The organism is Paraglaciecola mesophila, from assembly GCF_009906955.1.
Taxonomy (GTDB): Bacteria; Pseudomonadota; Gammaproteobacteria; order Enterobacterales; family Alteromonadaceae; genus Paraglaciecola; species Paraglaciecola mesophila_A.
In genome coordinates this window covers 3,274,011-3,287,477 of sequence record NZ_CP047656.1, presented here as the reverse complement: position 1 = coordinate 3,287,477, position 13,467 = coordinate 3,274,011, and the positions used below count along the sequence as shown (strand labels likewise).

The 13,467-nt window shown below is 44.9% G+C and carries 12 protein-coding genes; 7 read left to right on the top strand and 5 right to left on the bottom strand.

Features of this window, described 5'->3' with window-relative positions:
* Positions 1-54: 54 nt before the first annotated feature.
* From priA to hslU, 4 genes are all read left to right on the top strand, one after another.
* Positions 55-2,232 carry a primosomal protein N' gene (gene priA / locus FX988_RS14160; protein ID WP_160180780.1) on the top strand — a complete coding sequence of 726 codons (2,178 nt, stop codon included), beginning with the start codon at positions 55-57 and terminating at the stop codon, positions 2,230-2,232.
* A gap of 132 nt (positions 2,233-2,364) precedes the next feature.
* Positions 2,365-2,895, top strand: coding sequence for an SPOR domain-containing protein (locus FX988_RS14155; protein ID WP_160180778.1), 531 nt, complete (start codon positions 2,365-2,367; stop codon positions 2,893-2,895).
* Positions 2,896-3,088: 193 nt separating this feature from the next.
* Positions 3,089-3,613, top strand: a complete 525-nt coding sequence (hslV, locus tag FX988_RS14150; protein WP_007985912.1) for an ATP-dependent protease subunit HslV — start codon at positions 3,089-3,091, stop codon at positions 3,611-3,613.
* A 77-nt stretch (positions 3,614-3,690) separates the two neighbouring features.
* On the top strand, positions 3,691-5,022 hold the full coding sequence (hslU, locus tag FX988_RS14145) for an HslU--HslV peptidase ATPase subunit (RefSeq protein ID WP_160180776.1): 1,332 nt from the start codon (positions 3,691-3,693) through the stop codon (positions 5,020-5,022).
* Positions 5,023-5,105: 83 nt separating this feature from the next.
* Here the strand turns inward: hslU and FX988_RS14140 are convergent, their stop codons facing one another.
* The 5 genes from FX988_RS14140 to nhaA form a co-directional block, all read right to left on the bottom strand.
* A complete protein-coding gene (locus tag FX988_RS14140) occupies positions 5,106-6,239 on the bottom strand; it encodes a serine hydrolase domain-containing protein (protein WP_160180775.1) in 1,134 nt (377 codons plus the stop codon).
* 636 nt (positions 6,240-6,875) lie between these two features.
* Positions 6,876-7,886, bottom strand: a complete 1,011-nt coding sequence (locus tag FX988_RS14135; RefSeq protein ID WP_160180773.1) for a PA2778 family cysteine peptidase — start codon at positions 7,884-7,886, stop codon at positions 6,876-6,878.
* A gap of 27 nt (positions 7,887-7,913) precedes the next feature.
* Entirely contained in the window at positions 7,914-8,288 is a 375-nt protein-coding gene (locus FX988_RS14130; protein WP_160180772.1) for a PA2779 family protein, read from the bottom strand.
* 279 nt (positions 8,289-8,567) lie between these two features.
* Entirely contained in the window at positions 8,568-9,086 is a 519-nt protein-coding gene (locus FX988_RS14125) for a hypothetical protein (RefSeq protein ID WP_160180770.1), read from the bottom strand.
* Between the two features lie 53 nt (positions 9,087-9,139).
* Complete coding sequence (gene nhaA, locus FX988_RS14120) at positions 9,140-10,357, bottom strand: Na+/H+ antiporter NhaA (RefSeq protein ID WP_160180769.1); 1,218 nt, start codon at positions 10,355-10,357, stop codon at positions 9,140-9,142.
* A 122-nt stretch (positions 10,358-10,479) separates the two neighbouring features.
* Here nhaA and FX988_RS14115 point away from each other — a divergent pair, with 122 nt between their 5' ends.
* The 3 genes from FX988_RS14115 (at position 10,480) to FX988_RS14105 (ending at position 13,458) form a co-directional block, all read left to right on the top strand.
* Complete coding sequence (locus FX988_RS14115; RefSeq protein WP_160180767.1) at positions 10,480-11,367, top strand: LysR family transcriptional regulator; 888 nt, start codon at positions 10,480-10,482, stop codon at positions 11,365-11,367.
* A 230-nt stretch (positions 11,368-11,597) separates the two neighbouring features.
* A complete protein-coding gene (locus FX988_RS14110) occupies positions 11,598-12,989 on the top strand; it encodes an N-acetylmuramidase domain-containing protein (RefSeq protein WP_160180765.1) in 1,392 nt (463 codons plus the stop codon).
* A 37-nt stretch (positions 12,990-13,026) separates the two neighbouring features.
* A complete protein-coding gene (locus FX988_RS14105; RefSeq protein WP_160180764.1) occupies positions 13,027-13,458 on the top strand; it encodes a 3TM-type holin in 432 nt (143 codons plus the stop codon).
* The last annotated feature ends 9 nt before the right edge of the window (positions 13,459-13,467 follow it).

Sequence of the window (13,467 nt, the reverse complement as noted above, 5' to 3'; positions counted from 1 at the left end):
CTTCAACCGTTAGCTCACTTTAACACCACCAAATTACAAGATGATTAGTCCGTTATGCCCATTATCCGCGTTGCCGTTCCTGTTCCTAAGCGCCAGTTTTTTGAATACCAGCATACCAGCGCCTTAGCACCCGGTATTCGAGTACGCGTTCCATTTGGGCCGCGCAAGTTAATTGGTGTGGTGCTTGAAACCACCGACGAGTCTCAATGGCAAAGTGACAAATTGAAAGCTATTTTGGACGTACTCGACGATGCGCCGATTTTCAGCCCAATACAACTTAAACTATGCCAATGGCTTAGCCAATACTACCAACACCCTATTGGTGATGTACTGCACAGCGCTATGCCTGTTTCCTTACGCAAAGGAGGCTCAAGCGAGCCTAAACCAGTAAGCTTTCTACAGGCAAGTACTCAAGGAAAACAAGCTGATCCGGCGTGCTTAGGTAAAGCGCGCAAACAACAACAGTTGCTTGCGCAATTGCAGCAAGGCGAAGCCAGCTATTCCAGTATCCTTGCCCAGTATGCTAGCACCACTGTCAAGGCGCTGATAGAAAAAGGATTAATTGAACAAGTTGAGCGTATCCCCTCACTTGATACCAATTGGTTAGACAATTTGAATATTGGCGAAAAGCCACTGCCAAATGTTGAACAAGCAATAGCCATTAGCCAAATCACTGCGAAAATAGGTGAATATGCGAGCTTTTTAATCGAAGGGGTAACGGGCAGCGGTAAAACTGAAGTGTATTTGCAGGCAATTGAAAACGTACTCACCCAAGGTAAACAAGTACTTATTTTAGTCCCTGAAATTGGTTTAACCCCACAAACTGTCGAGCGTTTTGCCAAGCGTTTTAATGTGCCCGTAGGCATATTGCATTCTAACTTAACTGATAACGAACGCTTACTCGTTTGGCAGCAAAGTTATGCTGGGCAATTGCCGATCATCATTGGCACCCGTTCAGCGATATTCACGCCGATGAAATACCCAGGCATGCTGATCGTAGATGAAGAACATGATTCCTCTTACAAACAACAAGATGGCCTGCGTTACCATGCAAGAGACTTAGCCGTCATGCGCGCCGCCCAAGAAAAAATTCCGCTGATATTAGGCTCAGCTACCCCGGCACTGGAATCACTCAATAATGCATTAAACGGCAAATATCAGCACCTTATTCTCAATGAACGTGCAGGCAATGCCTCCCACCCAAAACAACAAGTGTTAGATATCCGCAACCAGCCTCTCGAATTTGGATTAGCCAAAGGCATTATCGAGCGTATTGGCCAGCATTTAGCCCAAGAAAGTCAGGTGATGTTGTTTATTAACCGGCGCGGCTACGCCCCTGCGTTGGTATGCCATACCTGTGGGCATGTTGAAGAATGCCCTGGTTGCAACAAGCCTTATACTTTGCACAAACAACTGTATAAGTTGCAATGCCACCATTGCGGCAGCGCCAAAGCGATCCCTAAACGCTGTCAAAACTGCAATAGTACTGAGCTCAGCGCGATGGGCTTAGGCACGGAGCAACTCGAACAAGGCTTGCAAACGTTATTTCCTCAATACACCAGCGTACGTATCGACAGTGACAGCGCCAGAGGTAAAAATCGGTTAAACGATATGCTGGATAAAATTAATCGTAACGAGTATCAAATTTTAATCGGCACACAGATATTGTCTAAGGGTCACCACTTTCCCAATGTAACCTTGGTCGTGATACTCGAAGTGGACGGTGCGCTATTCAGTGCTGACTACCGCGCTGCTGAGCATCTAGCACAATTAGTCACACAGCTTGCGGGTCGTGCAGGACGCGCCGAAAAACCCGGCGAAATGTGGCTGCAAACCCATGACCCAAGTCATCCTTTGCTGCAAGATTTGCTCAACAATGGTTACTCTCACTTTGCGCGCTACGCTTTACTTGAGCGTGAGCACGCCATGTTACCACCCCATACCTATCAGGCCTTATTTCGCGCTCAGTCCAGCGATCCCCGTATGGCCAATCAGTTACTGATGGATATATCCCAACAGTTTAGTTATTCAAAACACGTTCAATGCATTGGACCTTTGCCTGCTTTAATGGAAAAACGCCAAGGGAAGTTTCGCATGCAATTAGTGTTAATCAGCAGTAATCGTGCAGCATTGCAACATACATTAAGCCAGGCTATGCCCAATATCGAACAGTTACCCCTTGCCACTAAGGTGCGCTGGGCATTAGATGTCGACCCGCAAGACTTCATGTAAATACCTCAAGCATCAAGATGCCAGCACGCAGCGTGAAAATTATATTTCACAGATCCACCAAATTCTGATTGAGGATTAGGCTGAGCAAGGTAAAATCCGCGATTCTTCTAGCCTGAGTATTCGGAAGTAAATATGGCTCACAAAGATTATGTCGCCCGAGGGCGCAACCCCAAAAAGGCCCCAGAGCCTGAAAAACGCCCATTGCCTTGGTTGCGTATTATTATCACGCTGGCCTTACTGCTAGGTTTTGGATATTTCCTGTACAGTATTAACAACAAAGCAGAAGATCCAGCACACAAAAAAGCTCAGACTCATGCAACCCAAGTAGATCCCTTGCCTGAAGTCCCCAAAGAAGAGTGGGAATTCATTAAAACCTTACCTGAATACAGTGTAGAGGTTGAGGTAGAAGTACAAGAAGCATCAGATAAACGTTACTTGATGCAATGTGGCTCTTTTAGAAAGCAAGGACAAGCAGAAGAACTAAAAGCGCGTATCGCCTTTCAAGGGTTCGAAGCTCAGGTACGCCCTAGCGAAGGCAGCTCAGGCCGCTGGTATCGCGTTATTATTGGTCCTTATGAAAGTAAACGCCTAGCAGAAAAACAACGCCATACATTACAACGAGCCAAAATTAATGGCTGTAAAATTTGGCTATGGAACTTATAAGCTAGCGCACATAGCGGTTGTCTGTCTTTCCATAAAGGGCGACGTTGCAGTAGCCCTTTTTTGTGTGTCAGGTTTACCTTCAGGGTATTGCTTGTTACTTGAAAATTTATGAATCCTCCCCACATCTAAGTCAATTGTCGCAATGGCCTTCCAATTCTAGGAAACATTGCAGTTAAACCATTGAGGAATTCCTGTGACTACAATCGTATCCGTACGTCGTGGTAACCAAGTTGTTATCGCTGGCGATGGCCAAGTTTCACTTGGCAACACCGTAATGAAAGGCAACGCTAAAAAAGTACGCCGTTTATACAACAACAAAGTACTTGCTGGTTTCGCAGGTGGTACTGCTGATGCTTTCACCTTGTTTGAGCGTTTTGAGTCAAAACTCGAAATACATCAAGGCAACTTAACCCGCGCCGCAGTGGAATTAGCCAAAGATTGGCGAACAGATCGCATGTTACGCAAACTTGAAGCCTTGCTGGCCGTAGCCGATGAAACCGCTTCATTTATTATTACCGGTAACGGTGACGTTGTTCAGCCTGAAAACGACTTAATTGCCATTGGCTCAGGTGGCCCATTTGCTCAATCAGCGGCTAGCGCATTGTTAGATAACACTGAGTTGTCCGCCGAGGAAATCGCTGAAAAAGCCTTAACGATAGCTGGCAACATCTGCGTGTTTACCAACCATAGCCATACAATAGAAAAAATCGATTATTAACACAGTGTTTGCATGTAAAACGCTGCGAGTAGACCGCCATCAAACGGTTTAAGACCAAATTATATAAGGGTTAAGTTATGTCAGAGATGACCCCAAGAGAAATTGTCCACGAGTTGGACCGCCACATTATTGGCCAAAAAAATGCTAAACGAGCCGTGTCAGTCGCTTTACGTAATCGCTGGCGTCGCATGCAGTTGAGCGGCGACTTACGTCAAGAAGTCACGCCAAAAAATATTTTGATGATTGGCCCAACGGGTGTCGGTAAAACTGAAATTGCCCGCCGCTTAGCCAAGCTAGCCAATGCACCATTTATCAAGGTTGAAGCGACTAAATTCACCGAAGTAGGTTACGTCGGCAAAGAGGTAGAAACCATTATTCGTGATTTAGCAGATATCGCGGTGAAAATGGCCAAAGAGCAAGAAACTAAAAAGGTGAAATACCGCGCCGAAGAAGCCGCTGAAGAGCGTATTCTCGACGTGCTATTACCGCCTGCTGAAAATCAGTGGGGCGAAAAAGAAAAGAACGAAGATAAGGGCACCCGCCAAACCTTCCGCAAAAAACTGCGTGAAGGCCAGCTTGACGACAAAGAAATCGAAATCGATGTTGCCCTACCTCAAGTCGGTGTTGAGATCATGGCTCCTCCCGGTATGGAAGAAATGACTAACCAACTTCAGGGTATGTTCCAGAACTTATCTGGTTCGCAAAAGAAGAAGAAAAAATTAAAGATCAAGGAAGCCTTCAAACTATTAATTGAAGAAGAAGCCGCACGTCTAGTCAATCAAGAAGATTTAAAAGCCAACGCCATTGAATCCCTTGAGCAAAACGGCATTGTCTTTATCGATGAGATCGACAAAATCTGTAAACGTGAAGGCTCTAACAGTGGCGGCGATGTATCCCGCGAAGGTGTACAGCGTGACTTACTGCCTTTGGTAGAAGGTTCAACGGTATCGACAAAACATGGCATGGTGAAAACTGACCATATCTTGTTTATTGCTTCGGGCGCGTTCCAAATGGCTAAACCATCTGACTTGATCCCGGAACTTCAAGGTCGTTTACCTATTCGCGTAGAGCTAGAGGCCCTTACTGCTGAAGATTTCATTCGAATTCTGACTGAACCGAACGCGTCGTTGACCGAGCAATACATTGCCCTGCTGAAAACTGAAGGTGTTGATGTTGAGTTTACTCAAGATGGTATTGAGCGCATTGCCCAAGCAGCATGGCAAGTAAACGAACGTACTGAGAACATAGGTGCTCGTCGTCTACATACTGTGATGGAGCGCCTGATGGAAGAAATTTCATTTGATGCGTCAGAGAAAAACGGTGAACAGCTAGTCGTTGACGCGAAATACGTGAACGATCACTTAGAAATGCTGGTTGAAAACGAAGACTTAAGCCGCTTCATTTTATAAATTCAAAAATCTAACGATAGAAAACCAAAAGGCGAGTTCAGTATACTGAACTCGCCTTTTTTATTGTAAGCATTCTAAGCTATTTATCCGATACACGCATAGGCTTGCTCAATCAAACTCTGGCTACGCGCATCTCCCACTAAATCTGCACTCATTTGACTGCAAATATAACCGAAAGACAGTTTGTTGACAGGATCATGGCAGCCAAACGAACCACCCCACCCACTATGCCCAAAGGTGCTCGGCTCTTTGCCATAGGTATTAGCCAACGTATTCACCACGAGTCCCATGGCCCAATGCACAGGCAACCCCAATAAGTCATCCTTTCGGGAGCTATTAACCTCTCTGGTTTGAGCCAGCGTATCAGCACTGAGCAATGCGTTTTCGGGGCAATATAACTCGTACAAGTTTGCTATGGCTCTAGCCGTACCATGGCCATTAATAGCAGGCAACTCGGCCTCACGGGCTTGAGGTGTTAACATAAAGTCAGCACGCAGCACTGGGTTTGTCATACCTGCAAGGGCGTAAACCGGCATGTTCTTAGGCATATAAGGAGCGCGGGTTGGCGGCAGTAAATTTGCGACTCTGCAGTGTTGGGTTTCAGGTAGTCCAATGTGAAAATCAATATTTCTAGGCTGGCATATCTCTTTACTCAGATACTCTCCTAGCGTAACGCCAGCCGCGCGCTTAACAATCTCCCCCACTAAGAAACCAAAGGTCACTGCCTGATAACAGGTTCTGCTACCTGGCGGAAAAAATGGCGCTTGGGCGGCAAGCCTGTTACAGCAGTCATTCCAATCTAGCAGCTCCTCAGTAACAATAGGCCTCTCAAACGCATTAAGACCGCTTTGATGTGAAAGCACCTGGGCGATGGTTATATCTTGCTTACCATTCGCGGCAAATTCAGGCCAATGCATAGCCACCTTATCACTGTATGCTAACAACCCGCGCTCAACCAAATGAGCAACACAAAGGGCAGCGACCCCCTTGGTGGTTGAAAAAACGTTCACCAGCGTATCTTTTTTCCAGGTGTGTTCGATATCTGATTGAGTATAAGTCCCTGCATATATATCGACCACCAGCTTACCTTGGTGGAACAAGGCAAATCCCGCCCCCTGTTCAGGCATGGCGCTATGCGCATCAAAATTCGATTTAAATGCTGCCACAAGAGGCTCAAATTTAGCATCCCAACTGCCCGCTATTTCAATTGTAGACATATTTCGCTCCCACTCATTGGTTACTACGGATAAATAAACACCGCGTGTATCACTTTTTTAACACGGTTAAAAACACAAGTAACATCAGCTTTTTTTATGCTCACTTATTAGTCACTTCTCTCCCCTACATTAATCCCAGCTAAACTGTTGCGGTTAGGTGCCCCCACAAAATGACTTACCACCAACCGCCCCCTTTTTATAAAGCCACCAAGATTATGAATTTTTATATGGACACCCATGTTAATAACATCTACTCCTAAAGCCATAAATGGTAATAAAACCAAAGTGTAACGCGCAAAAGCAAGCGTAGATTAACCATGGGTGTCCTGATAATTTTCGCTGATAATTTTCGTTGCGGCTGAGTTCGGTAATTTTAATATGGACACCCACGTTAATAACATCCACACGTAAAGCCATAAATGGGTTTAAAATCAAAATGTAACGCGCAAAAGCAAACGCAGATTAACCATGGGTGTCTCGATAATTTTCGATAGTTTGGTGACTTGATAGTCTTTATTTTTGATTGCGTTTGTATGGCCGCTAGAGGTTAACGGGTGACAGTGGGAAAGGCCGGCGATTGTGAAATCGTCGGCCTTTAACAAGCATGTATTTAGATTCGATTTGGAGTCTTACGGATTATCGGATCAGCGGGCATTGTGTCGCCGCTTTATGACTGTTCTCGGTAGCATTGCGACTGAGTTCGGTAATTTGCTGCTTGGTATCAAGTAAGTTGACGTTTTGCGGCTCATAAGCCAATGCTCGGTTGATGAGTACGTTCGCTTGCGGGTTACAACCTAACGCCCCTAAGGCATAGGCGTAATTATTTAGGTAAGCTAGATTTTCCTGGTCTTGGCTTTCGGTACTGCCTTGACGATATGGATAGCCTTTTTGAAACCACAGCGCCGCTTGCTGGGGGTCATTTTCTAAATAATCATTGGCCAATAAAAAGTAATTTAACCACTTATCCGGCCATGTGGAAATCGCCGTTTCTAGGGCTTCACGCCCAGCTTTTTTCTGGCCAGTACTAAGTAAATCTTGAGCCGCTTGTGTGTAATGAAGTGGGGCAAATTCACTGCTCATTTTATCTGGGGGCACGGCTGCTAGCAGCCAATATTCACCGCGAGCCCACGTTCGTTCGAATGTAGTGAAATTTAGCCGGTGATTTTGCGTCTCCCCCGTATGTAAAATCAATTCCCTTGTATCTAAGTCATAGCCGATAACCAGCGCGTAATGCCACATAGGTATTAAAGCCACAGAAACATTTTGTAGCACCACCACTGGCACATCATCACGGATCAAGCCGAGCAATTGCGGTAAATCGCCTTTTTGTGCATATGCCAGCATGCCTTGCTGCCGGCTAGCCGAGACCATTTCGAGCTGCAAACTGCCGTCAAGCTCAGGTACGAATAAACTAGGCGCTATCTGCTCTGGTGTTGTGTTAGCACCGTAATAATTAAACACTTCTGCTAACGTGGTTGGCCCACAATAGAATGCTTGTTGAGGGTAAAAGGGAACGTCTTTAATCAGGTGCTTATTGGCAAAATCATTTTGCTGAGCAAATAGTTGTTCCGTTTGTGGTGTGCTTTGACAGGCACACAATAAAAACAAAAGGCTGGCGAGTATGCCAACCTTAACGTCATAAAACATATCGTTATTTCTCGATCTTAATCGCTTCTAGCTGTTAATGGGGCGAATGAAAGGATACACATCGGTTACACCGAGAAGGTCGAGCAAAGCAACAACGGCAAGCACGGTGACTATCGCGCCTACAATACCACCAGCTGGCATGTTGTTCATTTGCTCATTAAGCGCCGTTAATTCATTTTGCGTCATGTTATTGATACGAGACTTCGCATCTGCAGGACTTACACCAAGTGCTTCTAATTGCGCTTGTACTTCACTGCTGTCCACCATAGTTAAAACTTGCTGCTTACTAAATTGATAGTGCGCCTGGTTCAGTACCTGGTTTGAGCTATAAACACCCGCTGAGGCAGTTCCCATAGCGAGTGTAAACAGTAGTGCACTAACAAGTGTGATTAGTTTGGTCATAGTGTTCTCTTTATTGTTGATTAAGTATGTGAACAACACATGCTTTTTGAGTGAAACAGTGCGCCAAGTCATAAGGCTGCACTGGTATTCCTTTATTGATATTACAAGTCTTATGCCAAGGTCTTTTTCACCTATCTAAAACCAAATAATTTCAATATAACTCAATCACTTAAAGTTAATAAACGGGCTAAACCCAAGTGAGTCACTGTCGCAAATAACCAACGAATTAAGTAAATGCTGCCTACCTGTGTAATAAGTTCACAGCGAAACATTTTTCTCTTACTTCGTTTTGCAGGGATACGCCGACTGTACGGCTTGGTAAATGACTTCCCCTAATGTTTGAGACCGTTCAAATGTATCAGGCAAGAAGCTCACCACTGCCAAAACTGTCTCTTGGTCAATTTCTGGGTTAGGTAGGCAAAAGTTAGCAAGATAAGTGTCAGAATCTGTTGATCTGCCACTGCCAATACGCGTACGCATAGCTCGCTGAGCAAACTCTGATAACTCTTTTTTTGTTTCTAAGCCGCGCATTATTTGCGTATCTGTTAGCACGGCACCGTATAAAAAGCCGCGAATAAATTGATAGCAACTGTCTACTCCTTGTTGAGCAGAGCCAGCATTTTCGCGTAGAGCTTGACAGCTTTGCCATACATTACTGTCGCTATTAATGCCTTTTTGTTTTGGATCTGGATTCGCAAAAACTTGAACTGATATCAACGAACTTCCAAACAATAAAGTCAAGCCTGCAAGTACGCGTGTGGCATATTTTAAGCTTATTAGATCGGACATATTCCACATAGTATTCCCCCTTTGTGTTAGGTTTATTCACGGCCTTAACGCATAAGTGAACACTAGATTGCTGCGTTATCCGTTACTTGGTTTTCTGCTTCAATTCTTTGTTTTGACTTTGTATTACTTCTGGCTAGCAGCACTGCGCCCAATACCGCTGAGACGAGCGAGCCAAGTAATACCCCTACTTTAACGCTTGTTTGGTAAGCTAAGCCTTGTTCTTCAAACGCTAAACTTCCAATAAACAAGCTCATTGTAAAACCAATACCACACAGCAAACTCACGCCATACAGCTGCACCCAGTTAGCACCTTGAGGCAAGTTCGCTAACCCAGCTTTAACAGTTAACCAGCACACACCGAATATGCCTATTTGTTTACCCACAAAGAGACCCGCTGCGATGCCCAAGGTAATCGGGTTTAATAAATCGGAAAAACTCGCCCCAAATAACGACACTCCCGCATTTGCGAAAGCAAAAATAGGCAACACAACAAACCCTACCCAAGGATGCAGTTTATGCTCTAAATGGGGCAACATAGGGTGACCATCTTCATTTTTTAATTTCAGCGGAATAAACCAGGCCAAAGCAAAGCCAGCCAAAGTGGCATGCACACCAGACTTGAGCACGGCGGCCCACACCACAACACCAATAATGATATAGGCCGCTTGGCGACGTACATTAAATCGGTTCAATACAAACAGGCCGACTAAGCCTACACAGGCCACTACCAAAGAGGTGGTAGATAAGTCTTGAGAGTAGAACAAGGCGATAATGACAATTGCGCCTATATCATCGAATATCGCCACGCTGAGTAAAAACAACTTCAAACTTAGCGGTAAGAATTTACCAAAAATGGTGAACACCCCAACGGCGAAGGCAATATCCGTTGCTGACGGTATTGCCCAACCATTTACCGCAATTGGATCATCGACATTAAACCAAACGTAAATTAAAGCAGGAAAGACGATGCCAGCTATCGCGGCGACTGCGGGCAAAGTGACTTGGGAGACCGATGACAATTGTCCATCCAATATTTCACGCTTTACCTCAAGGCCCACAAGAAAGAAAAATATTGCCATTAATCCGTCGTTTACCCATAGCAACAGAGGTTTAGCAATTTCAAAAGCGCCAAACCGAATACTGACAGGGATTTCTAGCAGGCCGTTGTAAAAGCCAAAAGCCGGGGAGTTTGCAAGGATCATAGCTAGCGCAGCCGCAACGACTAATAACACTCCGCCTGCTGCTTCATGCTGAATTAACTTTGACAAGTAAGTCTGCACAGTTCAATCCTTCTAATACGGAATTCTATGTTTAATATACGCACCAGTCTCTATTAGGTATAGTCGTTTTCATCTTCATTTCAATCAGGAATTTCCTGATAAGAATCAAATGGATTGCAGTCGTGCATCAATTAAATTATCAACACTTGTATTACTTCTACGTTACGGCAACCGAAGGCAGCATTATTAAAGCTGCTGGTCTTTTACATCTCACCCCGCAAACGGTAAGTGAGCAGATCCGAACTCTCGAGGCATACTTTGGATTTGATCTGTTTGACAGAGTAGGTAAACGTTTGCAGCTCAATAGCCAAGGTCAGTTAACCTATAAGTTTGCCAAGTCCATTTTTAACATGGGCAATGAATTATTGCTCTCGGTGAAAAATCAACAGCAAAACCAGCAGCAAGTCTTTTGTGTAGGTGTTACAGACGTACTGCCAAAAGTACTCGCATTTCAAATGTTTCAGCGCTGTTTAACCGCCCACCCAAATGTGCGACTAGTATGTAAAGAAGGAGACCTAAACAACCTCACCGCCGATCTTGCTTTAAGTAAAGTTGATGCTATTTTGTCTGACAGGCCTCTGCCCAGTAACAGTAATGTCAAAGCCTATAACCATTTGTTAGCCCGCAGTGGACTAAGCTTTTTTGTGGCCCAGAATTTAGCCGCTAATTTTGGCAACTTCCCCCATTGTTTAGATAATCAACCCTTTTTATTGCCAGGGGATAACTCAGCCCAGAAGCTTTCGATACTGGCCTGGTTTGCGAAACACAAAATCAATCCACAAATTGCAGCTGAGTTTGAAGATGGTGCGTTGATGCAGCTTTTTGCCCAACAAGGTTATGGGGTATTTTGCGCCCCGACCTCAGTAGAGCGCGATATAGAGCAACAGTACAAAGTGAGCGTTATTGGACGTACTCATTTACTTACCGAACGTTTGTACCTTATTTCCCCTGAACGCAAAGTCACTAACCCTCTGCTGTTACCCTTATTGCTCAAAAGCGGTGAGCCATAACCTTGTACATTGACCTAGCGTACAACACCAATTTGTACATTTTTTGCACAAAAACTGGCAAGACAATATAAACCTGCTATCAATGTTAATGAAGATATTTGATATGCAGGAGGCACCGTCATGTACCTTTTTTATTTCTTGTTTGTTCCATCGCATTTATTCAAGTGCATTCTTACTACGCGTTTTAGCTCTCGCCTTTTCGACTTAACCTCTTGCTGGGGTGAATTATCATGCTAGATGCTGTCAGTGCTAACTTGCTTAATGTACGAAGTTTACCCTCTATTTCTAGCGCAGTGGTGGGCCAGTTAACGCAGGGCATGGTGATCGTCACCACGCCTTTAGCGCATAATTGGATGCAGTTTCGCTTTGGCAGTACCTTTGGTTTTGTTTCAGGTAATTACTTACAAGAAGTACGGGATTTGTCACGCCTTACCGGCTCAGTCAACACTGATTTGCTCAACATACGCCAAGCACCGAGTACGAGTGCCAACGTAATAGCCACTGTCGCACGTGGCGCTTCCATTAAAACACTCGCCGTGATCGGTGATTGGTTAGAAATAGAGTTTAATGGCCACCAAGCCTACACCTTCGCCAAACACGTGGACTTGGTTTACGCCGACAATGGCTATTACGCTAACGTCACCGCCAGTGCGCTAAATGTTCGAAGCGCTCCGAACAAACACGCCAATATTTTCGGTCAACTTGCTGCCAATAGTCTAGTGTGGGTTGAAGGTAAGCAGCGAACATGGAGTCAAATACGCTTTAATGGGAATCGAGGATACGTATCCAGTGCTTATTTGCAACGGGCCCTCGGTATTGACGATACAAACCCGTTAAAAGAGGCAGACCACCAAGACCATAGGGACGAATCACCAAATCACCACCTGCCCCCGTCTTTCAACCGCTTAGAACCATCAGACCAATTAACCCCAGATTTAATACTCACAGTCGCGGGTAGCAAAGAGCAGCGCGCAGTGGCCGCAACGTGGAATCGGTGGGGCGGTCTGCTCACCACTTTGTGCATAGAAAAAGACATTGATGTGGCCTGCGCCGTAGCCGTTTTATGCGTAGAAAGCCGAGGAAAAGGGTTTGAACAAAATAACGCTGATCGCCTGATTATTCGCTTCGAAAACCATAAATTTTGGAGATACTGGGGTAAGCATCATCCACAGCAATATCGTCAACACTTTTGTTACAATCCCAAAAAAGTTTGGACGGAACACCAATGGCGCTCAAACCCCAGTGATCCTTGGCAAAGCTTTCACGGTGTTCAAGCGAAAGAATGGCAGGTATTCGAGTTTGCTCGTAGCCTAGACGAAGACGCCGCTATGTTGTCAATCAGTATGGGTGCCCCACAAATAATGGGCTTTCATTACGAACGAATCGGCTATCAATCAGTGGTGGAAATGTTTGACGCATTCTGCCAAGGCATACCCGCCCACATTCATGGTTTATTCGAATTTTTTGATACAAGTATGCATCAGCATTTACGGGATCATTCATTCGAAAATTTCGCAGCACTGTATAACGGTAGCGGGCAGAAAGCGCTATATGGCCGCTTGATTAAAAACCACAATGACGCGTTCGCCAAGCTGCACCCGAACGCTCAGGGAAACATCTAGTCACTAACCTTGTACAAAAAATATAAGGATCAAGAACATGAACGTATTTTCATTTATCAGTAATTTATTTGAACCCGCGGTAAAGTTAGTGGATGAATTGCATACCAGTGATGAAGAGCGATTACAGCTACAAAGCCATATAAAAGCCGTGGAAAACGAATTACTGGCGAAAGTTATTGCTTATGAAAACCAACTGCTGCAAAGCAAAACTGATATCATCACCGCCGAAGCAACCGGACAGTCTTGGATCCAGCGTAATTGGCGTCCTATCACTATGCTGACATTTTTAGTGTTAGTCGTAATGGACAGTTTTGATTGGCTGCCCAATCCACTGGCAGAAGAAGCATGGACCTTGTTACAAATAGGTTTAGGCGGCTATGTTGCCGGGCGCTCTGCTGAGAAAATTACGCACCAATACCTGCAAGCCAGACCAGCAGACAACAAAAATACAAATTCTGCGAAAGGATAACTTGTCGCT